Source organism: Zobellella denitrificans (assembly GCF_002237365.1).
Lineage (GTDB): Bacteria > Pseudomonadota > Gammaproteobacteria > Enterobacterales > Aeromonadaceae > Oceanimonas > Oceanimonas denitrificans.
Genome location: NZ_NMUO01000036.1, coordinates 1 through 22,898, shown reverse-complemented (window position 1 = coordinate 22,898; position 22,898 = coordinate 1). Strand labels below are relative to the sequence as shown.

The following is a 22,898-nucleotide window of genomic DNA, read 5'->3' as shown; positions in this document are numbered from 1 at the left end:
GATGTTAGTGTGTTTTTGTTGGTTGGTGTGACGACAGGGTTTTGAGGTGGCCAATACCCGGATGACAGGGCGAAATCCCAAACTTGAGCCGCTCGGCTGGTCATCTTTTGCTCCCGCGACTAGGCTTGGTGATGATAAAAATACCAACAACGAGCGGGAGAGCACGAAATGAAGCATATGGATATGCTGTGGCCGCTATTCACGCGGCTCTACCACTGCCATACCGGCAACGACGCCTACGATGCCATTTTCGACGAACTGTGCCGGGTGCTGGAGCTGGATGGCATCACCCTGGTGCTGGTCCCTCCGGACGTGAGCTGGCGGCAGCCCCAGCGCTACCGCTGCTTTGACGGCGGTGCCTGCTACCGGCCGCTGAGCGAGCTGCAGCCGCTGCTGTACCAGTGCCATACCCGGCTCACGGCCCGGCACTGGTTCTGCTCCCTCCGGGTGCCCGGGGACCAGTGCTGCGGCGCCCTGGCGGTCACCCTGAAAGGAGGCGTTGGGGAACTGACCGCCCGGCTGCGCTGGCTGGCCCTGCAGTTGAGCCAATGGCAGCTGCACTTCTGGCAACTGAGCCAGTGGCGGGCACACAGCCGCTGCCTGGAGCAATGGGCCAACCTGTCGGATCGGCCGCAACTGATGGTGGCCGACGACGGCACCCTGCTGTTCGCCAACCAGAGCGCCCTGGCCTTGTTGCGCCTGGGCACCAGCATCCGCCAGGATGACGCCGGCCAGTTGCTGCTGCGGGGGCAGGGCACGGCCTTTATCCACTTCGGCCGCATGCTGGCCGGGCGGGGCGAGGGGCAGCAGGTGATCCGGGTGCCCGATACCTTTCAGGTGGTCCACCTGGTGCATTTGCCGGACTGCCGCTACTGGCTGGTGATGATCAAGGATCCCGGCCTGCCGGCCCGGCTGGACATCGAGTGCCTGGCCTGCCTGTTTTCCCTGACCCGTACCGAAAAGGCCCAGTTGCTGCTGCTGGCCTCGGGGTGCTGCGCCAACAAGCGCATCGCCCAAAGACGGCACGTCAGCCCGGAAACCGCCAAAACGGTGCAGCAGTCCATCTACCGCAAAACCGGCTGCCGCAGCCGGGGAGAACTGCTGCTGTTGCTGCAGGCCATGAGCTGACGGCTCCATTCCCGCCCCGCTTTCTGCTAGACTGCGCGCCAGTTTTAACATGAGCGAATGGGGTTGGGTTTGGCGCAGTCGGTTGAACAGTTGCAGGCAAGGCTGAAAGAGTGCCGGGGCGCACAGCGGGGGCGCTTGCGCCGCCGCCTGCAGGGGCTGGAAAAGCTGCCCGAGGCCAAACGACAGAAAATACTGGAGGGCATCGCCCTGGAGATGGCTACCTCCATGGCCGAGCGGGCCCGCAGGCAACAGTTGCTGCAAAGCCCCATCCAGTATCCGCCGCAACTGCCGGTAAGCGACAAGCGCGACACCATCAAGGCCGCCATTCGCGACCACCAGGTGGTGATCATCGCCGGCGAAACCGGCTCGGGCAAGACCACCCAGATCCCCAAGATGTGCCTGGAGCTCGGCCTTGGCATCGAGGGCACCATAGGCCACACCCAGCCCCGGCGGCTGGCGGCCCGCAGCGTGGCGAGCCGCCTGGCGCAGGAGCTGGGCTGCGAGCTGGGCGAGCGGGTCGGCTACAAGGTGCGCTTCAACGACCAGGTGAGCAGCGAAACCCAGGTCAAGCTGATGACCGACGGCATCCTGCTGGCCGAGATCCAGCAGGACCGGATGCTGCGCCAGTACGACACCATCATCATCGACGAGGCCCACGAGCGCAGCCTCAACATCGACTTTATCCTGGGTTACCTGAAGCAGCTGCTGCCCAAAAGACCCGATCTCAAGCTGATCATCACCTCGGCCACCATCGATCCGGAGCGCTTTTCCAACCACTTCGAGGGCGCGCCCATCATTTCGGTGTCCGGCCGCACCTACCCGGTGGAGCTGCGCTACCGCCCGCTGGTGGAGGACGACAGCGAGCGCGACCAGCTGCAGGGCATTTTCGATGCGGTGACCGAGCTGACCCGCGAAGGCCCGGGCGACATCCTCATCTTTATGAACGGCGAGCGGGAGATCCGCGACACCGCCGACGCCCTGAACAAGCTTGAGCTGCGCCACACCGAAATAGTGCCGCTCTACTCGCGCCTGTCCAATGCCGAGCAGAACCGCATTTTCGAGTCCCACACGGGCCGGCGCATCGTACTGGCCACCAACGTGGCGGAAACCTCACTCACCGTGCCCGGCATCCGCTACGTGATCGATCCGGGCACGGCGCGCATCAGCCGCTATTCCCACCGCACCAAGGTGCAGCGCCTGCCCATCGAGCCCGTGTCCCAGGCCAGCGCCAACCAGCGCATGGGCCGCTGCGGCCGGGTGGAGGCGGGCATCTGCATCCGCCTCTACGGCGAGGACGACTTTTTAAACCGGCCCGAGTTTACCGACCCGGAGATCCTGCGCACCAACCTGGCCTCGGTTATTTTGCAGATGCTCTCCCTGGGGCTGGGCGACATTTCCGCCTTCCCCTTTGTGGAGGCGCCGGACAAGAAGAACATCTCCGACGGCATCCGGCTGCTGGAAGAGCTGGGCGCGGTCACCGGCGAGCAGGGCGACCTCAAGCTCACCCCACTGGGCCAGGATCTGGCCCGGCTGCCGGTGGACCCGCGCCTGGGCCGCATGGTGCTGGCGGCGCGGGAGCACGGCTGCGTGACCGAGGTGATGGTGATCACCGCCGCGCTCAGCATCCAGGACCCGCGCGAGCGCCCGCTCGACAAGCAGCAGGCCGCCGCCGAAATGCACCGCCGCTTCGCCGACGGCGATTCCGACTTTGTCGCCTACCTGAACCTGTGGAACTACCTCAAGGAGCAGCAGAAACTGCTGAGCGGCAACCAGTTCCGCAAACAGTGCATCAAGGAATTCTTGAACTACCTGCGGGTGCGCGAGTGGCAGGACATCTACAGCCAGCTGCGGCTGGTGGTGCGCGAGCTGGGCTTTGCGCTGAACAGCGAGCCCGCCGACTACAACAGCCTGCACCGGGCGCTGCTCACCGGCATGCTGAGCCAGGTGGGCATGCGCGACGGCGACAAGAAGGAGATCCTGGGCGCGCGCAACGCCCGCTTTGTGCTGGTGCCCGGCTCGGCCCTGGCCAAGAAGCCGCCGCGCTGGCTGATGGTGGCCGAACTGACCGAAACCCAGCGCCTCTACGGCCGCATCGCTGCCCGCATCGACCAGCAGTGGCTGGAGGAGGCGGGGGCGCATTTGCTCAAGTCCAGCTACAGCGAGCCCTACTGGTCCAAGAAACAGGGCGCGGTGATGGGCTATGTGAGCCAGAGCCTGTTCGGCCTACCGGTGGTGGTGCGCCGGCGGGTGAACTATTCCCATGTAGATCCCAAACTGTGCCGCGAGCTCTTTATCCGCCAGGCGCTGGTGGAGGGGGAACTGGCCACCCGCCATGAGTTCTTCCACCACAACCGGGCCCTGCTGGAGCAGGCCGAGACCCTGGAGCACAAGTCCCGCCGCCGGGATCTGGTGATCGACGACGAGACTCTGTTCCGTTTTTACGACGAGCGGCTGCCGGCGGACATCGTCTCCATCCGCCACTTCGACAAGTGGTGGCAGCAGGCGCGCAAGGACAACCCCGAGCTGCTGCACTTTACCGAAGAGATGCTGCTGAACGAGCGGGCAGGGGCGGTCACCACCCGCGATTACCCGGACGCCTGGCAGCACGACGGCCTGAACCTGGCCCTGGAGTACCAGTTCGAGCCGGGCAAGGACGAAGACGGGGTGACGGTGCGCATTCCGCTGCCGCTGCTCAACCAGGTGGCGGCCGAGCCCTTCGAGTGGCAGGTGCCGGGCCTGCGCCGGGAGCTGCTGATCGCGCTGATCAAGTCCCTGCCCAAGCCGATGCGCAAGCACTTTGTGCCGGCGCCCAACTTCGCCGAGGCATTGCTGGCGGCCATGACTCCCTTCGAGGGCCGGCTGCTCGACCAGATGGAAAAACACCTGCGCCGCATGACCGGGGTGACGGTGCCGCGCGAGGACTGGGACTGGAGCGCGCTGCCGCCCCACCTTATCATGCGCTTTGCGGTACTGGACGCGGACGGCAAGGAATTGGCCGCCGGCCGGGATCTGGAGCGGATAAAACTGGCCCTGCAGGGCCAGGTGCAGACCGCCCTGACCCAGGCGGTGGACGACGACCGCTTCGAGCAGGAGGGACTGACCGCCTTCCCGGCCCGGGCCATTCCGCAGACCTTTGCCGCCAAACGCGCCGGCTTTGAGGTGAAGGCCTATCCGGCGCTGAGTGATCAGGGCGACAGCGTGGCGCTGCAGCTGTGCGAGGACGAGCCCAGCCAGGCCCGCACCATGTGGGACGGCCAGTGCAAGCTGCTGCAATTGCAACTGCCGTCGCCCATCAAGTACCTGCAGGACAAGCTGCCCAACAAGGCCAAGCTCGGCCTGTATTTCAACCCCTACGGCAAGGTGCTGGATCTGGTGGACGACTGCATCCGCGCTGGCATCCATGCATTGATGCGCCAGTACGGGGCGCCGGCCTGGACGCCAGAGGAGTTCGCCGCGCTCAAGGACAAGGTGGCCGGCGAGCTCAACCCCACGGTGGCGGCCATCGCCCTGCAGGTGGAAGAGGTGCTGAGCCGGGCCCAGGCCATCAAGAAGCGGCTGAAGGGCAAGATCGATCTCGCCATGGCCATGGCGATGTCGGACATCCAGGCCCAGCTCGACGGCCTGATCTTCCGCGGCTTCGTCACCGACACCGGCGCCGAGCGGCTGAAAGATCTGAGCCGCTACCTGGAGGCCCTGAGCCGGCGCCTGGACAAGCTGGCCATAGATCCGCACCGGGACCGGGCCCACCTGCTGAAGATCCAGCAGGTGCAAACCGCCTACCAGGCGCTGCTGAACAAGCAGCCCAGGGGCAAGCCCCTGGCCCCCGAGGTGAAGGAAATAAGCTGGATGATAGAAGAGCTGCGGGTGTCCTACTTCGCCCAGACCCTGGGCACCCCCTACCCAGTGTCGGACAAGCGGGTACTGCAACAGATAGAAGGGTTGTAACAAGCCGGAAGCCATAAGCTGGAAGCCTGAAGAGGGCGGGCATCAAGATCCCGAGTCGTGCCTGGCGACTCGGGGCGCTTGCAAGAGCCCACATCCTCCACCATCATCCTTCCAGCTTCCGCGGTTACCGGGCGCGGCTCGGTACCCCCCTGGGTGGCTGCTGATCTGCCGGCAGCCAGGCGGTGCTCTTCTTCAGCGCCAGGGCACCGTCGCCCAGGGCCCAGAACACCAGGGACAGCAGGCTGAGCAGCACCGGGTATTCCCAGCCGCCGCCGGGGTTGGTAAACAGCCAGCCGTTGGGCCAGTGTACCCAACTGGCCCCGAGCATGATGGGCGTGAGCAGCAACGACACCTGACGGGCGTAGAGGCCCAGCAGCATCATCAGGCCGCCGATCAGTTCGGCGACGAACAGCGGGCCGCTGAACCAGCCCGGCAGCCCCTGGCTTTCCAGAAAGGCGGCGGTACCGGCCAGGGTAAAGACCAGGTACTTGAGCAGGGCATGGGACAGCCAAACCGAGGCCAGGCCCAGGCGCAGCCCCAGCAGGGCCCATTGGGTGGAGTTAAGGTCGTTCATGGTGGTTTTCCTCAGTAGTATGACGCCTTCAGTCTATCTATGCTTAAATGCAATGAAATAGGCGTATCAGCAAACTGAGAGTGCAAAAATGCAATCCAAACCCACCCCGACCGAACTGCTGCTGGTATTGACCCTGTCCCGGGCCGGCACCCTGGCGGAAGCGGCCAAACGTCTGGGGCAGGACGGTTCCACCGTGTTTCGTGCCGTGCAGCGGCTGGAGCGGCAACTGGGGCAGCGGTTGTTCCTGCGCGGCCGGCAGGGCTACAGGCCCACCGAGCTGGCACTGGGATTGCTGCCCTTTGCCGAACGCATCGAAGCCGAGCTGGAGGCGGCACGGCAACAGCTGAACCAGGCGCCGGAGCAACACAGCGGCACCGTGACCATTGCCAGCACGGACGTGCTCTATGCCACCCTGCTGCTGCCGGCCCTGGCTGGCTGTGCCGAGCAGCAGCCCTGGCTGGAGTTCGAGGTGCAAACCGGCAACGAGCCGGTCAGCCTGACCCGGCGGGACGCGGATCTGGCGTTGCGGGCCACGCGGCAACCGCCGGAACACCTGATTGCCCGGCCGCTGGGAGAAATGGGGGTAGCGGTATTCGGCCATGAACGGCTAGGCTGGCACGACCTGCCCGAGGCGCTGGCGGCCCAGGCCGACTGGCTGGGGCCGGATGCCTTTCTGCCCGAGCATCCCTCCGTGCGTTGGCGCCGGCGGCACCATCCCAAAGCCCGGGTCCGTTTCCGGCTGAGCAGCATCGGCATGGTCCATCAGGGCGTGGCGGCCGGGCTGGGCATCGGCGTGTTGCCGCTGTTGTTGGCCCGGGCTACGCCGGGACTCAGGCAATTGAGCGAGGTGCTGCCGGAGGCCGCCTCACCCTTGTGGTTGCTGGCTCACCCCGAGTCGCGCCATCTGCCCCGGGTATCGGCGGTGTTCCGTTATCTCGCCGATACCCTGCCGGAGTTGCTGGCCGGCCAGTAACGCCTCGTTCCACATCGTCTCCCCCGCGAAGGCGGGACCAGGGGCCGACGACACCGGCCTTTCTTGCCCTCACCCCCGGCGCGTGTTACCATCCGCGCGCTTTTTACAGGCGAAGGCCGGTCGCAGCTTTCGCCACTAACCTTAGAGAGAAAATTATGTCATTCGTATTTGAAGCCGAAGTTCGTTCAGACCTGGGGAAAGGTGCGAGCCGCCGCCTGCGTCATGAAGACAAAGTACCCGCCATCGTTTACGGCGGCAGCCAGGAGCCGGTAGCCATCGCCCTGGACCACAAAAAAGCCATCATCGCCCAGCAAAACGACGCTTTCTACAGCGACGTGCTGACCCTGGTGATCAACGGCCAGGAAGTGAAAGTGAAGCTGCAAGACGTTCAGCGTCACCCCTTCAAGCCCAAGCTGGCTCACCTGGACTTCGTTCGCGTTTAATCGCAACAAGCCCGAAAAAAACCGCCGCAAGGCGGTTTTTTTATGGGCGTCTGCCGGCAAGGCCCTGTCCTGGGGCGCGGGCGGGCCGCCCGCATTTCTGCCATTGCTTCATCCCGGCCCAGCGTCCAGAATGGTTTCTGTATGGAAATCGAGGTGGCAGGGATGGCGGCCTGTAACGCTCGGGCGGTAGCGTGCCTGCTGCCGATGCGGGCCGGGCTGTAGGGTCCACTTCAGTGGACCTTTCCGCCAACGGCGCCGGGTTTGGTCGAATAAATTCGAGTATCTACAGGATGCAGCTTCCCTTCTCGCACGATCAGTTTCTCGACGTTTTCGCCAGGGCTACTGAGATGTCACGCGGACTGCAAGGCCGGCGTTGAACACCATGTTTCTACTTGTATTCATCCTCGGCCTGGGTATGGTCGTGGCTACCGTCATTTTTTACGGGGAACGCCGTTGGACATCGGGTACTCGCGAACTGCGCAGCCGGCTGGACGCGGCCAAACTTCCCATCGAGCCCAGGATCTTCGATAGCCGAGAGCTGGAAACCATGCCCGCACCGGTGCAGCGCTATTTTCGCGCCGTGTTGGCGGAGGGCCAGCCGATGGTGGCCGCCGTCAGCCTGGAACATATCGGAACCCTTAATCTGGGCGAGTCGGCCGATCAGTGGAAGCCATTCACATCCACACAACGTGTGGTCACCCGCCGCCCCGGCTTTGACTGGGACGGGCGCGTGGCAATGATGCCCGGCTTGCCGGTGCTTGTGCATGATGCCTATATAGCGGGCGAGGGCATCCTGCATGCGGCGCTGCTCGGGCTGCTGTCCATGGCCAAGCTGCGCGGGACCGGCGAAGTGGCGAGGGGCGAGCTGATGCGCTTCCTTGCCGAGGCCGCGTGGTATCCGACCGCGCTTCTGCCAAGCCAGGGTGTGGTCTGGAATGATGTCGGCGAGCATGCGGCCCGCGCCACGCTGAAGGATGGTGAACAACTGGTGACCCTGTTGTTCCACTTCGGTGAAGATGGGCTGATCGACACCGTTTATGCCGAAGCGCGTGGGCGGATGATGGCTGGCCGAGTGGTGCCCACCCCCTGGTGCGGCCGGTTTTCGAACTATGCGCTTCGGGATGGTCTGCGCGTTCCTTTGAACGCCGAGGTAGCCTGGCTGCTGCCGGAAGGGGCCAAACCCTACTGGCGCGGGCACATCACCGGCATCGCTTACGAGTTCGCCCGATGATGACAGGAATGGCGCGGCGGATTTACGGCGTGTCTGGGTGCGCTGTCCGGTTGATCTAGCACTATCAGGATCTGTTATTCATTAAAACAACGAGGGCATCGACAGGATGAACAATCCAGGCAAACCCATGTTCTGGCGCGATGCGCGCATGCCCTATGTGGAGCTGCGGAGGGTCGGGGACGGGCGAAAGGTCTGCTACGCTCCCCACAGCCATAGCCAATGGTCCCTGGGCGCCATCACCGAGGGCAACAGCACCTTTTTCTACCGAGGTGATCGGTTCGAGGTCGGAGCGGGAACCTTGGTCATGATGAATCCCAACTGGGTCCATGCCTGCAATCCGCTCGGCAATCAGCCTTGGGGCTACCTGATGCTGTATATTGACACCGACTGGTTAACCAACCTGCGATATGAGGCCGGCCTGCTGGATACAGCTTGTTGGCAGGATATTTCGACAGCCATCATCTCGGATCCCGAGTGGTATGCGGGCTATTGCCGGATGGCGGAATGCTTGCTGGATCCGAACAGCGAGTTGCTGGAAAAGCAAACCGTTGTGGTGGAATACCTTAGCGCCCTGATGTGCGAACTGGCAGACCAGGTTGCGGCGCCGTTACCGAAGGCGCCCGATAAGCTGCAGGCGCTGGCCGACTACCTGGAGGAGCACTCGGCGGTGGAGGTGTCTTTGGACACCTTGTGCGAGCGCTCCGGTTACAGCCCCGGTCACCTTATCCGCGCCTTTAAGCATTACTTTGGTTTTACGCCGCATGCGTATCTGATCAATTATCGAGTCCAGCGCGGACAACAGGAGCTGAAATGCGGCAAGCCGATTGCCGAAGCTGCACTCAGCACCGGATTTGCCGACCAGCCGCATTTTCAGCGCACTTTCAAGCGTTTGCTGGCCGCCACACCGAAGCAGTACCGGGAGTCCTTACTCAATCAGCAGATAAACACAGCTGAGGGCAAGTAACAGTGCGAGTGTCCGGTTGAGGGTGACCAGCACTCTGGGGCGGTGAAGATACCGGCGCAGGAAGGCGCCGGCATAAACCCAGCAACTCAGCGACAACCAGCAGATGGGCAGATAGAGCGCCGCAAAAATGATGACCTCGTGTACGTTGTTACCGCTGGTGTAAGCACCAATGCCCGAGGCCGATGCCAGCCAGGCTTTGGGGTTGAGCCACTGCATGACAGCCCCGGTAATAAAGCCCGGCGCTTTGCGGGTTTCGCCTTCTGGCAGGCGCCCATCATCGCGGAACAGCTGCACACTCAGATAAAGCAGAAATGCGACGCCGGCCCAGCGCAAGATTGCATTGAACCCCGACACGACCGTCAGCACCGAATAAAGCCCCAAGCCGACGGTAACGAAAAGAACGATGAAACCCAGGGTGGCGCCGGTGACGAAGATCAGTCCTCTTGCAAGGGGATAGCGGGTTCCGCTGCTCAGGCACACCAGGTTGACGGGACCGGGTGAAATGGAGGCCGCAAGGGCGAATGCCGTCATTGGTAAAATCAAGGACATTGTCATGGTGTTTCTCTCTGTTTGCTGGCTCCGGCTGAAGTGTGCGATAGCATCGGTGCGAAGTATTGAACAAAATTGCGGTGGTTCTGTTCAGCGGGCTGGGGTACGGCTATGACCAAAAGGAGGTCGAGGTCACCACGGATCAAGGGAGCCTGATCTCGTTGATGTATTTCGCCACAAGAGTAAACCCCGCGTTGAAACCGTATCGCTGGTACAAGGAGCACGTCCTGGTCGGGGCTCGTGTGAACTGGCCATTTATCGCTGGCAATGACATTCAGCCGACGCTGGACCAGAAAGTTATGTCGTTGCCAATCAACCGGGGTAAATCCGATGAGAGTAATAATCAATATTGATGTGCCGAATTTAGCCGATGGCATCGAGTTTTATACGCAGGCGCTGGGCTTGACTCATACTCGAACCCTTGATGATGATGTGGCCGAACTGGAGGGCGTTTCCAGCACTGTTTATCTTCTTCAAAAGAGTGCAGGTTCTCCTGCTTCCCGAGAGTCCGGCTTGAAAAGGAGTTATGCAAGGCATTGGACTCCGGTGCACTTGGATTTTGTGGTGGATGATATAGACAGTGCAAAAGAAAAGGCGCTTAAGGCTGGTGCAAAATGTGAGAGTGAATGTGTAGAGTGGATGGGGTCCAGGTGCATCACCTTTTCCGATCCGTTCGGCCATGGTTTTTGTCTGATAGAGTTCAGTGACCATAATTATTCAAATACCGAGTAATAATCAGCATTACTTGCCCTCGGCGCCGTACTTGTTCTGCGTGCTTGAGGCTGGTATCTGGCACCGGCGTTTGAACGTCAGGGATTCCCGGGCCTATGGTCATAAAAAAGCCGAAGCAGTGGTCCCGGCAGGTCACCGAGGGCAGTCATGCGCTGGAGCTCGAGCCGGGTGTGTTCTCCTGGGAGGATCCGCGCAAGATCGCCGAATCCCTCAAGCGCTCCGCCGACGGCAGCGAACACCGCAAGGCATCGCCGTTCGCTTCGGCCATGTCGATGCTCAATTTTTATATCAACCGGGCCGGCCGGCAGCTCTCCGGGGAGCGGCGCCGGATCCTGGAGGCGGCCAAGGACGAGCTGCGGGAGCTGTATGGAAAACCCAGGCGCAACAAGCCCTGAGCACCCGTTGCCGCCACGGATGGTGAGGGCAGGGGAAAGCCATTAATGTGGGGCGGATACTGGCGCTAACGCGGCCCCGGCACCATTCTTGTCGAACAGGCCGGCGCATCCTGTTTGGCGCCGGCGATTCAGGATGAAAACACGAGGGATCCCGTATGATACGACTCAGTCCAGTTGACCGCGGCCACAGATATGTGTTGCTTGCGCTGGGCACCGCGCTGCTTGCCGGCTGCGCCATGCCTCACCAGGAGGCTTCCACCCCGGCCGGAACCTACGAGGGCCCGCCGGTAGCCATCGGCCAGGGGCAGGCGCGCACCTTCGTCATGCTGGATGAGCAGGGGCAGGCCAAAACACTCGGGATCCGGCTGAGCGAGGCGGCATTGTCCGGCCTGCCGACCGACGGCGAACGGGAATACCTGCTGAGCCTGCCGCCGCAAGCCGCCGGCACCGGCTATGACCATGTTGCCGTCGACTGGAACCCCCATGGCCATATTCCCCCGGGCATTTACGACAAGCCTCACTTCGATTTTCACTTCTACGTGATCGACGCCGAGCAACGCAATGCTATCACCGTCGTGGGTGAAGATCTGGAGCGGGCGCGCAAGGCCCCCGAGCCCGCCCATATGCCGGCGGACTACGTGCTGCCGCCGGGCACCGAGGTGCCGAGAATGGGGGCCCATGCCATCGATCCCGGCAGCGACGAGTTCCAGGAAAAGCCCTTTACCCAGACCTTTATCTACGGCTTTTACGACGGGCGGACCATCTTTGTGGAGCCGATGATGACACTGGAGTTCCTGGCCTCCCGCCCGGATGTGTCGACACCGGTCAAACAGCCCGAGATCCATGATCCTGCTTTTGCCTACCCTACCAGCTATGGCGTACGCTACGATACCGCAAACGCGCAGTACGAGATCACGCTGGAAGGACTTGTCCGGCACTGATCCGTTCCGGGCCAGGGCGTGCTGTTTGAACCGGCATCGCCAAAGGCCCGGTCATTAAAACAAGACAAAGGACCCGCCTTGACCATTACCATCCGCCATTGCGAACTTTCGGACAATTCCGATCTGTTCGAGATCTACCGCCATACCGCCGTGACCGAAAACTCCTCCCAGTTGCCCTACCTCAGCCGCGAACAGGTGGCCGGGCTCTTTCATCAAACCGGCCACTACACCCTGGTGGCGGAGCAAGAGGGCCGGGTGGTGGGGCACCTGACCCTGTTCCTTCGCCAAAAGCCGCGGGAACGGCACGGCGCCATGCTGGCGATAGCGGTGCACCCCGACAGCCAGGGCCGGGGCGTGGGCCGACGGCTGATGCAGGCGGCCATCGAGCAGGCCGACCACTGGCTGAACCTGGTGCGGCTGGAGCTGGAAGTGCAGGCGGATAACGCCCCCGCCCAGGCGCTGTACCGCAGCCTGGGGTTCGAGCAGGAAGGGCTGAAACGGCTGGCCACCTTCAAGGCGGGACGCTACCACGACCTGGTGCTGATGGCGCGTATTCGCCCCGATCTGGCCTGATCCCATGCTGTACAGCTTGCTCTGCGCCACCCGCAGACAGAAGGAAACCAGATGCTGAATACCTTTTTGGACCTGAAGATGGCCGCGGCGGCGCGGGCCGGTTTCCTCGCCATACCGGCTTGCCGCCGCCGAGGTGTCCGATCCGGGCGTTATCCAGTTAGGGCCCTGCTTAACGGCCCCCGGCGCAAATATTGAGGAGACATATGAACAAGGTCGTGATCGTTACCGGTGGCAGCCGGGGCATAGGGGCCGCCACGTCCCGGCTGCTGGCCGAGCAGGGCTACGGGGTGTGCGTCAATTACCGCAGCCGGTCGGCCGAGGCCGAGGCGCTGGTGGCCGACATCACCGCCCGGGGCGGGCGCGCCTTTGCCCACGCCGCCGATGTATCGCAGGAAGGTGAGGTCCCTGGCCTGTTCAACGCCGCCGAGCAGGTGCTGGGCCCCGTTACCCACCTGGTGAACAATGCCGGCATGCTCGCCCCCCAGGCGCGGCTGGCGGAGATGGAGCTGGCGCGTTTTGCCCGAGTGCTGAATGTGAACGTGATCGGCTGCTTTCTGTGCTGCCGCGAGGCGGCCCGGCGCATGGAAGGGGGCGGTGCCATCGTCAATGTGTCGTCGGTGGCGGCGCGCACCGGCTCGCCCAACGAATATGTCGACTATGCGGCCGCCAAGGGCGCGATAGACACCCTTACCCGGGGGCTGTCGCTGGAGCTGGCCGCCGCCGGCATCCGGGTGAACGGGGTGCGCCCGGGCTTTATCCACACCGAGATGCATGCGGACGGCGGCGAGCCGGGCCGGGTCGAGCGGCTTAGCCCGCAGATCCCGCTGCAGCGTGGCGGCCGGCCGGAAGAGGTGGCCGCAGCCATCGCCTGGCTGCTGTCCGATGCCGCCTCCTACGTTACCGGCTCCTTTATCGACATTGCCGGCGGCCGCTGAGGCCCGTTTTACCCCAACCGTTAATATCCCAAGGAGACACCATGGTTACCTGTTACCTGCGCTATATCATCGATCCCTACAAGCTGGAGGAATTCGAATACTACGGCCGGATGTGGATCCCCCTGGTTGAGAAGTTCGGCGGCCGGCATCACGGCTACTTTATGCCGTCGGAAGGGGCCAACAACGTCGCCCTGGCGCTGTTTACCTTTCCCAGCCTGGCGCTGTACGAAGAATACCGGGTTGCCTCGCTGGAGGATCCCGCCTGCCAGGCGGCGTTCAAATACGCCGAAGACACCCGCTGCATCCTCAGCTACGAGCGCAGCTTCTTCCGGCCGCTGTTCGAGTAAAGGACGGAAGGCGCCCCGGTTTGGGGCGGGGGCGCTTTCGTGCTTATAATGCGGCCATTTTCACCCATTTTTTCAGGCTGTTATGAAACTCACCCCGATAGACAAAACCCGTTACCGCCGCCACCTCAACCTGGTGTTTGTGGGCTGCGCCCTGGTGCTGGCGGCCCTGAGCCTGGCCATTTCCCAGTTGCTGATCCGTGTTTTTCCCAGCCCCGACGGTGGCCACTTCCACTGGAACCTGCTGGGCGTGGTGGCCGGCGCCCTCATCCTGGGGGGCGGCCTGAGCCGGTTGCGCCGTCATCCCTTCCTGGCCGAGGTGGTCTACGTGTGGGAACTGAAACAGCAGCTCAACAAGATCAGCCGCAAGCTGCGCCGCATTGAAGCCGCCGCCCGCCAGGGCGATCGCAACGCCATGCTGGCCTTGCAGTTCAGCTACGCCGGCTCGCGCCAGCTGTGGCAGCTGGACGACAACACCATTGTGATGGACGAGCTGGCGGCCAAGCAGGCCGAGCTAGACCAGCTGGCCGGGCGGCACGGCCTGGTACTGAACGCGGACGACTACGACCCGCGCCTGCTCGAGCGGTTTTAACGCCGGCATGGAGCAGGCCATTGCGGGCTACCACCGGGATGAAGAAGGGCACTGGGTGGCCGAGCTGCGCTGCGGCCATTTTCAGCACGTGCGCCACCAGCCGCCCTTTATCAACCGACCCTGGGTGACCACCGCCGCCGGGCGGCAGGCCATGCTGGGGATGATGCTGAACTGCAAAAAATGCGACCGGGGCGAGCCGGCGGACCGCCTTGCCCCGGACCATCCTTCGTCCGAGTAGGCGTTAAACCCGCCCGGGCGGCGTTTTTGCCGCCGGACCTGCAAGGAGAGCAGCCATGGCAACCCTCAAGCACAAGATAGTGCCCCACCTGTGGTTCGACCGCGAGGCGCAGGAGGCGGCCGAGTTTTACACCGCCATCTTCGATGATGCCCGCATCACCAGCCGGGTGACCATCTCCGACACCCCCTCGGGCAGGGTGGAAGTGGTGAGCTTCGAGCTGCTGGGGCAGCCCTTTATGGCCATCAGCGCCGGCCCGCTGTTCCGCTTTAACGAGGCCATCTCCTTTATGGTGAAGTGCGACAGCCAGCAGGAGATAGACGACTACTGGCAGCGGCTGTGCGCCGATGGCGGCCAGGCGGTGGAATGCGGCTGGCTCAAGGACAGGTTCGGGCTGTCGTGGCAGATAGTGCCCGCCATCATGGATGAACTGCTGCAAAACGGCAGCGCGGAGCAGGTGGCGCGCCTGACCCAGGCGATGCTCGGCATGAAAAAGCTGGATATCGCCGCCCTCGAACGTGCCTGGCTGGGGCAGGATCCGGCCGACGGCTGATCCGCCGGGCCGGCGTTAATCCGCAGCCGTGGCCGGACCGCCACAATAAAAGCGTCGCCGGCAGGGCGGCGGATCTGTCACCGTAGCCCTTCCTGTTCAAATAATCGCCACTCGGCGCGTTTTGCATCCTCATTTCACCTTTTTGCAATTGCCAGCCTCCGTCACCCCGTCCAGAATAGTTGCATATGGAAACCGTGCTGGCAGGAGATGATGGCCTGTAACATCAGGGCGGTAGCGTACCTGACAGCAATTCCGTGCCGGCCGTAGGGTCCATTTTAATGGACCAAAGAGGTCGCCTCATCGGATCTCTCGGTTGGCAGTAGGAACAGAGATATGATTTTTTATTATTCAATAAGTTACGAAGAACTCTCAAAAACATCCGTGCCCGAAGTAAGCGGTTATCGAGAATGCGTGTTCTACACTTTCAAGAAAAACGTGATTTTGGGAAAGTTTTAGTAAAATTAGAGTGTTATCATCGCTTTTTGATCTATGTGCATGTAGCTTATCAAGCCAGGTCAATATACAATTGTTATGGCTAATTCATAAAGGAAAATCATGGATTCGATAATCGATAAATTGTCAGACCCCGGAAATTGGGTGGCTGGGATATTGTTTAGTGTGATCGCCGCAATAATCTACAAGCTCGGCTCGATGTTACCAAGTGTTGTAAGAGGATATAGCCGATCACGAAGACTGACAAATATTAATCAGACTAGAAAACAAAGAGTAAACCCTTTGGAGGTTAATTACGCGATTGGAAAAGCTAACGCTCAATTTGTTGCCTTTCTTTTGATGTGCTTTTTTTATCTTGCGGCTTTGCTGATCTCGGAAACATTACGTGAAATGGCTGATCAGTCAGTCATTCTAGTATTGATCCTGGCTTCTCCAATATTTGTTTTCGAATTCATCTGGTTATTCCAAGACTCACGTGCAAAACGGCTGGTAGCTGAGCATGGCAAAATTTTAAATTATAGACAGCGTCAAGCCATAACACGGCGCGCCAACTAGCACCCCTCGGATGCCGGACGCAGCTAAATCTGCACCGTTGCTCTTGGCGTTATGCAGCCGAGAGACGTAGATCAATATCCACAAGGAAAGAGGACTAAATATGCAAAACTTTATAATTAACAAAAATCAGCAATCGAATGGTGATTTCGAAGTGCACAACGCAACCACTGGCTGCAGCTTCATGCCGCATCAAAATAATCAGGTTCCCTTGGGTTATCACTTGGATTGTCGAGGAGCTGTTGCTGCTGCTAAACAAGCCAACCCAACCCTAAGAATCAACGGATGCTATTACTGCTGTAAGCCATGCCACACTAGTTAACAGCTTTCACCGCATAACAAGGCGCTTAATCCGTCGCTGGCTTACTGGGATGGGCTAAAGCCCACCCCTTAGCTTATCGTTATGCAGTCACAGGGAGTGAGTATGAATGAATTTGGAGCCTTTACATCTTTCCTATCCGGTATTGGCTTAGGTGGTGTGATCACATTTTTGATCAAACATTTCCTGGAGCAGAGATCAAAACTAAGGGAGATGTGGCTTTTAGACTACAAGGCCTCCTGTGATGGTTTGCTCGATGCATATCGGGAAGTTGCGCTCAAAGACTCCGATGAATCGAAGAAAAAATATGCCTATTGGGAGTTAAAGTTACAACTATACGCTTCGGAAACTGTGCTCGAAAAGCTTCAAGAATTGAAGGATAGTCCACCAGGTACGACAGCCAGAGACACTGCTCAGCGAGCATTATTGAGAGAAATGCGTAAGGACCTTGGCTTTGCATAACAAATCGCTGTTGTCAGACAATTTTTCCACCGCTTCGCGGCTCCAAAATTTCCGCAAAGCTCAGAGTTAAATGCCTGAGAGAGTACGTGCGTGGAACAACTAGAACGAGCTAAAAGATATTTGGCTCGCATGGAAAAAATATATGAAGGAATATTTTCATCGTCACATGATAGAGACTCATATGACGATGATGTAGTTTCATTCTTTATTCATTGCTACCACATTAGGGACTGGATTATCCATTTGAATAAGCTTGGGATTACAGCGAAGGAGGTAGATTTATACATAAACAGTCACAGACCTCTAATGATTTGCGCTGATCTCGCGAACGGCTCTAAGCACTGTAAGTTGACGCGGTCCTTGCGAACAGAGCGACAGCCTCATATTTCAGGTAAGCGTAGGGATACATCGGGTTGGCTAACCGGCAATGGAGGCGGAGAAGTCATGAAGTGTAAATATACCATACTGAGCAATGAAGATTTCTTAGATGCCCTTGAGTTAGCAAGAGACAGTGTTACATTGTGGGAGAAATATATGGAGACGCTCCAAGAGGCATATAACAAATCAAAGCAGCAAGGGCCTTCGGCCGGGACGCGCTAACGCGCACTCCTGTTGGAGGCGTTAGGCATAAATAAACATGGAACTAGCCGATTTTCTCTTAACACTGCTTAGCTCAGCCGGAGTAAGCGCCGCTCTTGCAGGAGTGCTTGTATTTTTGAGCCGCAATTGGCTTTCTGAGAGATTGCGACACAGCATCAAACATGAATATGACCTTAAGCTCACTCATATAAACAATGAGCTGAAAGCAGAATCAGAGAAAAATGCAATCTTGTTAAAGACTTCGATTGAAAGAGAAGCTGAAAAAGTCCGTTTAGCTAACGCATCAATTGGCCAAACCCAAAAGCTATCAATTGAGCGAAAGCTCTCAGCTATAGAGACTCTTTGGGACGGCGTTTTGGCAGCCAGGAAAAATATACCAGTAGTAATGGGGTTTATCGATATTCTCACAGAAGATGAATATTCTTCCATGAAAAACCATCGAGACTTCCAAGCGATGGTCGGAGAGTTATCCACCGGAAAAATAACTCAAATGTACGAAGACAATGTTGGTTCCCGAGAGAGGGTTCGGCCCTATGTCGGTGAATATACTTGGGCACTTGTGAGTACATATCAAGCGATCATATTGCGAACGGCTCTTCTGATCCAAATGGGACAAAAAGACAGCGAAAAACTTAACTGGCATTTAGATCCAGGTATACGGCAATTACTGAATTCAGCTCTATCTGAGGCTGAGGTAGCTGAATTTGATCAAACGAGAATCGGTAAAGTCAACTGGATTCAAAGGAAGTTTGAGTTCAAGATTCTTGCTGCGATGCAGGTCGTTATTAGTGGTGAGCAGTTCGGGGATGAGGCTTTAAGGCAAGCCATGAAAATGGAAGAAAAGGTACAGCAACTGGCAAATGCCTAACAACCACATTAAATTCGCTCTGGACCTCACCCGCTTTAACGGACACACCTCGATAACGATATGAGATGATCCAGCCCAGCCCCTTGGGCTGATCATATTTGATGCAGTGAGTGGAGGAGCCATGCCGAAGAAGGCAACCGCGATGGAAAACAAAGACGTTGAGGCGGCGTACTCCGCGGTGCGGCAGCGCGGTTTCCGTATCGCGCAGGAACTGCGTGATGAAAGCTTTGGCATGAGGCGTTTTATGGTTGCCGATCCGAATGGGCTGCTCGTCAACCTGTTTTCGTTCCCATAAAGCTGCCCAACCCAACATTCTACTAAACTCGCCACAGTGCGCCCTTAACGCAGGCGCCGGACTGCACCATCAACCCACACTCCCTGGAGCCAGAGATGACCGCATATGCTGTTGCCGTGATACGCGAAACCCGGTTTGGCCTGGAGATAAAGGAGTACCTGCAGCGCATAGACGCGACGCTGGCGCCCTTCTCCGGCAAGTACCTCGTTCACGGCGGGCCCTATGTGCCACTGGAGGGAGCCTGGTCCGGCGATCTGGTCGTTATCGAGTTCCCCTCAATGGAGCAGGCCAGGGGCTGGTACGAGTCCGATGCCTATGGGGCGATTCGGCCCCTTCGCACCCGGCATACCTTGGGCGAGGTGCTGTTGGTCCAGGGCGTGCCGGAAGGCCATAAAGGGGCCGATATCCTCGGCTAACCGCAGGGCGGCGACCGGCCGGGCCCGCCTCTTAAACACGGCAGGAGTGTTGCCATGAGAAGGCTCATCGCCTCTACCTTTGTGTCGCTGGACGGCATCATGCAGGCCCCCGGCGGGCCGGAGGAAGATCCGACCGGCGGCTTTGCCCTCGGCGGCTGGATGTTCAACTACTGGGATGAGGCCATGGATCTCTCGGCGGCGGGGTTTACCGGCCAGGATCGGGAGCTGGTACTCGGCCGCAAAACCTACGAGATCTTCGAGGCCTACTGGCCGTACCAGCCCGGCGAGGCTCCGGTGGCGAACACGCTCAATGCCGCCAAAAAGCATGTCGCGTCGCGCACACTAACGGCGCTCCACTGGCACAATTCGGCCCTGCTCCGTGGCGATGTCGTCGCGGCCATCCAGGCGCTCAAGGCCCGGCCGGGCCCCAGCCTGCAGGTCATCGGCAGCGGCAATCTGCTGCACACGCTGCAGGCCGCCGCCCTGATAGACGAATACCATGTCTGGACCTTTCCGCTGCTGCTCGGGCGGGGCAAGCGCCTCTTCGGCGAGGCGATCAGGCCCTGCGCGCTGCGGCTCGTCCGCTCCCGGGTGTCGGCCGGCGGCGTGGTGATGAGCACCTATGTGCCTGCTGGCGAAATCCGGCCCGGCACGTTCGCCGCTGCCGAGCCGAGCGACAAGGAGCTGGCGCGGCGCGGCAGGATGGCGAAGGGGATCTGGTGATCTGCCAATAGCGGTACTTGGGATTCGTCCGGTGCCGGTTATGCCGTTACAATGGCGGCCTGAATTCAATATTGATAACAACACAACACGGAGAATAAAGATGGAAAAATTCCTCAATGCGTGGCGTCCCCGGGTGCTGAGCGTGGTGCGGGCGGTGTCCGCCTTCCTGTTCATGCAGCACGGCGGGCAGAAACTGTTCGGCTTTCCCGCCGCCCAGCGGGGCGAGTTTGATCTGTTCTCGCTTTCCGGCGTGGCCGGGGTGCTGGAGCTGTTCGGCGGCGCCCTGCTGCTGGTGGGCCTGTTCACCCGGCCGGTGGCCTTCGTGCTCTCGGGGCTGATGGCCTTCGCCTACTTTATCGCCCACGCCCCGCGGGATTTCTGGCCGCTGAACAACGGCGGCGAGCTGGCCATTATGTTCTGCTTCACCTTCTTCTACTTTGTGTTCGCCGGTGGCGGCAGCTGGAGCCTGGACTGCCTGCGCGGCCGGCGCTGAGCCGGGCCCGATCCTGCAGCGGCGCCCCGGGGCGCCGTTTTATTTTCTGCGGCGGGCATCCGTGCTATAGATGGCCTCCCATTGGTTGATTCCCCCTATTGCGCAAACAGCATGAACATCAGAGCAGCAACCCAAGACGACTTCGAGCAGATCTGGCCCATCTTCCGCGACATCGCCGCCGCCGGCGACACCTATGCCTACCCGCGGGATATTCACCGCGAGCAGGCCCGCCAGCTGTGGCTGGAGCTGCCGCGCCAGACCTTCGTGGCCGAGGAGGAAGGCCGCATCCTCGGCACCTACTACATCAAAACCAACCAGGCCGGGCCCGGCAGCCACGTGTGCAACTGCGGCTACATGGTGTCGGCGGCGGCGCGCGGGCGGGGCCTGGCCAGCGCCATGTGCGAACATTCCCAGCAGGTGGCGCTGGCGCTCGGCTACCGGGCCATGCAGTTCAACTTTGTGGCCTCGACCAACGAGGGCGCGGTGCGGCTGTGGAGCAAGCTCGGTTTTGCCACCGTGGGCCGGCTGCCGGGGGCCTTCCATCATCCCCGCCTGGGCGATGTGGACGCCCTGGTGATGTACAAATGGCTGGCGGATAAGGCCTGAGGAGCGGTTGTGCCGTGCGCCGCCGTCCTGCTGCAGGGCTGGGTGCGGCTTTATCCGGCCCCGGCCTGATCCATTGGCTACACTGGGAGCGGGACCCTGACGGGAGAATGCCGTGTCGCCGCTGCTTGCCGATGCCCTTGTTGCCTTTTCCGCCCACGGCGCCGCGCTGAACATGGTGCTGCTGGGGGGGATACTGTCGTTGAGCATTGCCGCCGATGTGTTGGCGGCGCGCACCGCGCTGCCCCGGGTGTCGCTGCTGGTGCTGCTTGGCGTGCTGATCGCCGTGGTGCAGCAGCTGTGGCTGCCCCGGCCCGCCGCCCTGCTGGATGAGCTGGCCCGGCCGCTGATCGAGCTGGCGCTGGTGATGGTGGCCTTTCTGCTCGGCAGCGAGCTGACCCTGGCGCGGCTGCGCCGTACCGGCTGGCTGATCACCGTAATTTCACTGGCGGTGGTGCTGTGCAGCGTGGTGGTGGTAGGGGCGGGATTGTGGTTGCTGGGGGTGCCGCTGGTGGTGGCCATCGCCCTGGCGGCCATTTCGGTGGCAACGGATCCGGCGGCGGTGCGCGACACCGTGCGCGGCAGCAACGACACCCGGCTGGCGGCGCGGGTGCTGCTCGGCATTGTCGCCATCGACGATGGCTGGGGCATACTGGTGTTCGGCCTGGCCATGGCGCTGCTCGGCTGGCTGCTGGCGGGCGATGGCAACCTGGCCCTGTTGCGGGCGCTGTGGGAACTGGGCGGGGCCCTGTTGCTGGGCGGGCTCATCGGTTTTCCCGCCGCCTGGCTCACCGGCCGGCTGGCGCCGGGCGAGCCGACCCAGGTGGAGGCGGTGGCCCTTATCCTGCTGCTGGCCGGCTGTTCGGCCTGGCTCGGGGTGTCGCCCCTGCTGGCGGCCATGACCGCCGGCACCCTCATCGCCAACTTCTCGCCGCACCATACCCGCTCGTTCCGCGCCATCGAGCATATCGAGTGGCCCTTTCTGGTGTTCTTTTTCGTGCTGTCGGGGATGATCATCGATCTCCGCCAGCTGGACGACGCCCTGGGCCTGGCGCTGGCCTATGTGCTGCTGCGGCTGTTCGGCCGCTGGCTGGGGGGGTGGCTCGGCATTCGCCTGGCGTCGCCGGCCCGCCGGGCGCGGCTGCCGCCCCATATCGGCCTGGCTCTCACGCCCCAGGCGGGCATGGCCATCGGCATGGCGCTGCTGGCGGCGGAGCAGTTCCCCGAATACGGCGCCCGCCTGCTGCCGGTGGTGGTCTGCTCCACCATAGTGTTTGAATTGCTCGGCCCCCTGCTGGTAAAGAAGGTGCTGCGCTGAGCCGGGCCGGCGCCACGGCAGCCATTATACTTAGGGTGTTCCTTCATTTACCCGGAGTACCCCTCATGGCCAGTTCTTCATTGGGATTGCAGCAGGTCAAGGTGATCGCCCTGGCGGTGTCCGACAAGGCGAGGGCAGAGCGCTTCTACGCTGAGGTGCTCGGGCTGGCGCCGGCCACCGAGGGTGGCGAGGCGGTGGGCTTCCAGCTGGGGGAGGTGACCCTGCTGCTCAAGGACGACTGGTACGGCCGGCCCACGGCCGAGCCCAACCCGCGCCTCACCCTGGCCTGCGATCACGCCCCGGATACCGAGGCCCGGCTGCGGGAGCGGGGCGTGACCATCGCCGATCCGGTGGCGCTGTACGACGATCTCTTTCACATCGGCAGCTTCCTGGACAGCGAGGGCAACAAGCTGTGGTTCTGCTCGCCGCGCTTGTCCTGACAGCCTCTTTACCATCCGCGCTGCGCCGCCGGCGGCCTCCGGCCACCGGCGCCTTTCGCTTATCCGGAGCCGACATGACCCGCCATTACCGTATCGAACCGGCCCAGCCCGTCCACCTGCCCCTGCTGCCGGACATAGAGCGGGCGGCGGCGGCGTTGTTCCCGGCGTCGGTGATCCCGCCCGCCCTCAGGCAGGGGGTGGTGTCGCAGTTGCGGCTGGAGCAGGCCCAGGCGGAGCGGCGGCTGTGGG

General features: G+C 61.2%; 28 protein-coding genes. 26 read left to right on the top strand and 2 right to left on the bottom strand.

The window, feature by feature from the left end:
- The first annotated feature begins 168 nt into the window (after positions 1-168).
- A complete protein-coding gene (locus CGX12_RS09560) occupies positions 169-1,128 on the top strand; it encodes a helix-turn-helix transcriptional regulator (RefSeq protein ID WP_094039658.1) in 960 nt (319 codons plus the stop codon).
- 57 nt (positions 1,129-1,185) lie between these two features.
- On the top strand, positions 1,186-5,073 hold the full coding sequence (gene hrpA, locus CGX12_RS09555; protein ID WP_254918251.1) for an ATP-dependent RNA helicase HrpA: 3,888 nt from the start codon (positions 1,186-1,188) through the stop codon (positions 5,071-5,073).
- Between the two features lie 124 nt (positions 5,074-5,197).
- Here hrpA and CGX12_RS09550 read toward each other — a convergent pair whose 3' ends face one another.
- Positions 5,198-5,647 (bottom strand): DoxX family protein, encoded by a 450-nt coding sequence (locus tag CGX12_RS09550; RefSeq protein ID WP_094039657.1) that lies wholly within the window; start codon positions 5,645-5,647, stop codon positions 5,198-5,200.
- Positions 5,648-5,735: 88 nt separating this feature from the next.
- Here CGX12_RS09550 and CGX12_RS09545 point away from each other — a divergent pair, with 88 nt between their 5' ends.
- The 4 genes from CGX12_RS09545 to CGX12_RS09530 all read left to right on the top strand — a co-directional run bounded on the left by CGX12_RS09545 (position 5,736) and on the right by CGX12_RS09530 (position 9,258).
- On the top strand, positions 5,736-6,620 hold the full coding sequence (locus tag CGX12_RS09545; RefSeq protein ID WP_094039656.1) for a LysR family transcriptional regulator: 885 nt from the start codon (positions 5,736-5,738) through the stop codon (positions 6,618-6,620).
- Positions 6,621-6,775: 155 nt separating this feature from the next.
- The gene (rplY, locus tag CGX12_RS09540; protein WP_094039655.1) at positions 6,776-7,063 is read left to right on the top strand and encodes a 50S ribosomal protein L25; all 288 of its coding nucleotides are present in this window, start codon (positions 6,776-6,778) and stop codon (positions 7,061-7,063) included.
- A gap of 382 nt (positions 7,064-7,445) precedes the next feature.
- Positions 7,446-8,294, top strand: a complete 849-nt coding sequence (locus CGX12_RS09535; RefSeq protein ID WP_094039654.1) for a DUF6920 family protein — start codon at positions 7,446-7,448, stop codon at positions 8,292-8,294.
- Between the two features lie 127 nt (positions 8,295-8,421).
- Positions 8,422-9,258 carry an AraC family transcriptional regulator gene (locus tag CGX12_RS09530; protein WP_254918250.1) on the top strand — a complete coding sequence of 279 codons (837 nt, stop codon included), beginning with the start codon at positions 8,422-8,424 and terminating at the stop codon, positions 9,256-9,258.
- Here the strand turns inward: CGX12_RS09530 and CGX12_RS09525 are convergent.
- A complete protein-coding gene (locus tag CGX12_RS09525) occupies positions 9,220-9,813 on the bottom strand; it encodes a LysE family translocator (protein WP_176442040.1) in 594 nt (197 codons plus the stop codon). The two genes, CGX12_RS09530 and CGX12_RS09525, sit on opposite strands and share 39 nt — an antisense overlap.
- A 59-nt stretch (positions 9,814-9,872) precedes the next feature.
- On the opposite strand from CGX12_RS09525, the gene CGX12_RS19860 reads away from it, so the two are divergent.
- The 20 genes from CGX12_RS19860 (at position 9,873) to CGX12_RS09435 (ending at position 22,649) form a co-directional block, all read left to right on the top strand.
- Positions 9,873-10,160 (top strand): hypothetical protein, encoded by a 288-nt coding sequence (locus CGX12_RS19860; protein ID WP_176442039.1) that lies wholly within the window; start codon positions 9,873-9,875, stop codon positions 10,158-10,160.
- Positions 10,138-10,539, top strand: coding sequence for a VOC family protein (locus CGX12_RS09520; protein WP_094039652.1), 402 nt, complete (start codon positions 10,138-10,140; stop codon positions 10,537-10,539). The genes CGX12_RS19860 and CGX12_RS09520 overlap by 23 nt, the downstream gene beginning before the upstream one ends.
- Before the next feature lie 95 nt (positions 10,540-10,634).
- The gene (locus tag CGX12_RS09515) at positions 10,635-10,934 is read left to right on the top strand and encodes a DUF3175 domain-containing protein (RefSeq protein WP_094039651.1); all 300 of its coding nucleotides are present in this window, start codon (positions 10,635-10,637) and stop codon (positions 10,932-10,934) included.
- 155 nt (positions 10,935-11,089) lie between these two features.
- Positions 11,090-11,875: a DUF5602 domain-containing protein gene (locus tag CGX12_RS09510; protein WP_094039650.1), complete on the top strand. Its 786-nt coding sequence runs from the start codon at positions 11,090-11,092 to the stop codon at positions 11,873-11,875.
- Positions 11,876-11,953: 78 nt separating this feature from the next.
- A complete protein-coding gene (locus CGX12_RS09505; RefSeq protein WP_094039649.1) occupies positions 11,954-12,448 on the top strand; it encodes a GNAT family N-acetyltransferase in 495 nt (164 codons plus the stop codon).
- Positions 12,449-12,651: 203 nt separating this feature from the next.
- A complete protein-coding gene (locus CGX12_RS09500; protein WP_094039648.1) occupies positions 12,652-13,383 on the top strand; it encodes an SDR family oxidoreductase in 732 nt (243 codons plus the stop codon).
- 41 nt (positions 13,384-13,424) lie between these two features.
- Positions 13,425-13,730 (top strand): NIPSNAP family protein, encoded by a 306-nt coding sequence (locus CGX12_RS09495; protein ID WP_094039647.1) that lies wholly within the window; start codon positions 13,425-13,427, stop codon positions 13,728-13,730.
- Positions 13,731-13,812: 82 nt separating this feature from the next.
- Entirely contained in the window at positions 13,813-14,319 is a 507-nt protein-coding gene (locus tag CGX12_RS09490) for a DUF3087 domain-containing protein (protein ID WP_094039646.1), read from the top strand.
- Between the two features lie 7 nt (positions 14,320-14,326).
- Entirely contained in the window at positions 14,327-14,557 is a 231-nt protein-coding gene (locus tag CGX12_RS09485) for a DUF3565 domain-containing protein (protein ID WP_094039645.1), read from the top strand.
- A 55-nt stretch (positions 14,558-14,612) separates the two neighbouring features.
- On the top strand, positions 14,613-15,107 hold the full coding sequence (locus CGX12_RS09480; RefSeq protein WP_094039644.1) for a VOC family protein: 495 nt from the start codon (positions 14,613-14,615) through the stop codon (positions 15,105-15,107).
- Positions 15,108-15,662: 555 nt separating this feature from the next.
- Positions 15,663-16,115 carry a hypothetical protein gene (locus CGX12_RS19555; protein ID WP_142995600.1) on the top strand — a complete coding sequence of 151 codons (453 nt, stop codon included), beginning with the start codon at positions 15,663-15,665 and terminating at the stop codon, positions 16,113-16,115.
- Between the two features lie 421 nt (positions 16,116-16,536).
- A complete protein-coding gene (locus CGX12_RS19550; protein WP_142995599.1) occupies positions 16,537-16,893 on the top strand; it encodes a hypothetical protein in 357 nt (118 codons plus the stop codon).
- Between the two features lie 637 nt (positions 16,894-17,530).
- The gene (locus tag CGX12_RS19545; RefSeq protein WP_142995598.1) at positions 17,531-18,361 is read left to right on the top strand and encodes a hypothetical protein; all 831 of its coding nucleotides are present in this window, start codon (positions 17,531-17,533) and stop codon (positions 18,359-18,361) included.
- 121 nt (positions 18,362-18,482) lie between these two features.
- Positions 18,483-18,656: a VOC family protein gene (locus CGX12_RS09465; protein WP_094039641.1), complete on the top strand. Its 174-nt coding sequence runs from the start codon at positions 18,483-18,485 to the stop codon at positions 18,654-18,656.
- Between the two features lie 95 nt (positions 18,657-18,751).
- Positions 18,752-19,072 (top strand): DUF1330 domain-containing protein, encoded by a 321-nt coding sequence (locus tag CGX12_RS09460; RefSeq protein ID WP_094039640.1) that lies wholly within the window; start codon positions 18,752-18,754, stop codon positions 19,070-19,072.
- A 54-nt stretch (positions 19,073-19,126) separates the two neighbouring features.
- Positions 19,127-19,795 (top strand): dihydrofolate reductase family protein, encoded by a 669-nt coding sequence (locus CGX12_RS09455; RefSeq protein WP_094039639.1) that lies wholly within the window; start codon positions 19,127-19,129, stop codon positions 19,793-19,795.
- Between the two features lie 100 nt (positions 19,796-19,895).
- The gene (locus CGX12_RS09450; RefSeq protein ID WP_094039638.1) at positions 19,896-20,288 is read left to right on the top strand and encodes a DoxX family protein; all 393 of its coding nucleotides are present in this window, start codon (positions 19,896-19,898) and stop codon (positions 20,286-20,288) included.
- 111 nt (positions 20,289-20,399) lie between these two features.
- Positions 20,400-20,894 carry a GNAT family N-acetyltransferase gene (locus tag CGX12_RS09445; RefSeq protein ID WP_094039637.1) on the top strand — a complete coding sequence of 165 codons (495 nt, stop codon included), beginning with the start codon at positions 20,400-20,402 and terminating at the stop codon, positions 20,892-20,894.
- Positions 20,895-21,006: 112 nt separating this feature from the next.
- Positions 21,007-22,209 (top strand): cation:proton antiporter, encoded by a 1,203-nt coding sequence (locus CGX12_RS09440; RefSeq protein ID WP_254918249.1) that lies wholly within the window; start codon positions 21,007-21,009, stop codon positions 22,207-22,209.
- A 65-nt stretch (positions 22,210-22,274) separates the two neighbouring features.
- The gene (locus CGX12_RS09435; RefSeq protein WP_094039636.1) at positions 22,275-22,649 is read left to right on the top strand and encodes a VOC family protein; all 375 of its coding nucleotides are present in this window, start codon (positions 22,275-22,277) and stop codon (positions 22,647-22,649) included.
- Positions 22,650-22,898 lie beyond the last annotated feature (249 nt).

Bases quoted from the DNA above. Each gene is read 5' to 3' on its own strand.
- CGX12_RS09560 (WP_094039658.1), top strand. From the start codon at position 169: ATGAAGCATATGGATATGCTGTGGCCGCTATTCACGCGGCTCTACCAC.
- hrpA (WP_254918251.1), top strand. From the start codon at position 1,186: ATGGGGTTGGGTTTGGCGCAGTCGGTTGAACAGTTGCAGGCAAGGCTG.
- CGX12_RS09550 (WP_094039657.1), bottom strand. From the start codon at position 5,647: ATGAACGACCTTAACTCCACCCAATGGGCCCTGCTGGGGCTGCGCCTG.
- CGX12_RS09545 (WP_094039656.1), top strand. From the start codon at position 5,736: ATGCAATCCAAACCCACCCCGACCGAACTGCTGCTGGTATTGACCCTG.
- rplY (WP_094039655.1), top strand. From the start codon at position 6,776: ATGTCATTCGTATTTGAAGCCGAAGTTCGTTCAGACCTGGGGAAAGGT.
- CGX12_RS09535 (WP_094039654.1), top strand. From the start codon at position 7,446: ATGTTTCTACTTGTATTCATCCTCGGCCTGGGTATGGTCGTGGCTACC.
- CGX12_RS09530 (WP_254918250.1), top strand. From the start codon at position 8,422: ATGTTCTGGCGCGATGCGCGCATGCCCTATGTGGAGCTGCGGAGGGTC.
- CGX12_RS09525 (WP_176442040.1), bottom strand. From the start codon at position 9,813: ATGACAATGTCCTTGATTTTACCAATGACGGCATTCGCCCTTGCGGCC.
- CGX12_RS09520 (WP_094039652.1), top strand. From the start codon at position 10,138: ATGAGAGTAATAATCAATATTGATGTGCCGAATTTAGCCGATGGCATC.
- CGX12_RS09515 (WP_094039651.1), top strand. From the start codon at position 10,635: ATGGTCATAAAAAAGCCGAAGCAGTGGTCCCGGCAGGTCACCGAGGGC.
- CGX12_RS09510 (WP_094039650.1), top strand. From the start codon at position 11,090: ATGATACGACTCAGTCCAGTTGACCGCGGCCACAGATATGTGTTGCTT.
- CGX12_RS09500 (WP_094039648.1), top strand. From the start codon at position 12,652: ATGAACAAGGTCGTGATCGTTACCGGTGGCAGCCGGGGCATAGGGGCC.
- CGX12_RS09495 (WP_094039647.1), top strand. From the start codon at position 13,425: ATGGTTACCTGTTACCTGCGCTATATCATCGATCCCTACAAGCTGGAG.
- CGX12_RS09490 (WP_094039646.1), top strand. From the start codon at position 13,813: ATGAAACTCACCCCGATAGACAAAACCCGTTACCGCCGCCACCTCAAC.
- CGX12_RS09485 (WP_094039645.1), top strand. From the start codon at position 14,327: ATGGAGCAGGCCATTGCGGGCTACCACCGGGATGAAGAAGGGCACTGG.
- CGX12_RS09480 (WP_094039644.1), top strand. From the start codon at position 14,613: ATGGCAACCCTCAAGCACAAGATAGTGCCCCACCTGTGGTTCGACCGC.
- CGX12_RS19555 (WP_142995600.1), top strand. From the start codon at position 15,663: ATGGATTCGATAATCGATAAATTGTCAGACCCCGGAAATTGGGTGGCT.
- CGX12_RS19550 (WP_142995599.1), top strand. From the start codon at position 16,537: ATGAATGAATTTGGAGCCTTTACATCTTTCCTATCCGGTATTGGCTTA.
- CGX12_RS19545 (WP_142995598.1), top strand. From the start codon at position 17,531: ATGGAACTAGCCGATTTTCTCTTAACACTGCTTAGCTCAGCCGGAGTA.
- CGX12_RS09465 (WP_094039641.1), top strand. From the start codon at position 18,483: ATGCCGAAGAAGGCAACCGCGATGGAAAACAAAGACGTTGAGGCGGCG.
- CGX12_RS09460 (WP_094039640.1), top strand. From the start codon at position 18,752: ATGACCGCATATGCTGTTGCCGTGATACGCGAAACCCGGTTTGGCCTG.
- CGX12_RS09455 (WP_094039639.1), top strand. From the start codon at position 19,127: ATGAGAAGGCTCATCGCCTCTACCTTTGTGTCGCTGGACGGCATCATG.
- CGX12_RS09450 (WP_094039638.1), top strand. From the start codon at position 19,896: ATGGAAAAATTCCTCAATGCGTGGCGTCCCCGGGTGCTGAGCGTGGTG.
- CGX12_RS09445 (WP_094039637.1), top strand. From the start codon at position 20,400: ATGAACATCAGAGCAGCAACCCAAGACGACTTCGAGCAGATCTGGCCC.
- CGX12_RS09435 (WP_094039636.1), top strand. From the start codon at position 22,275: ATGGCCAGTTCTTCATTGGGATTGCAGCAGGTCAAGGTGATCGCCCTG.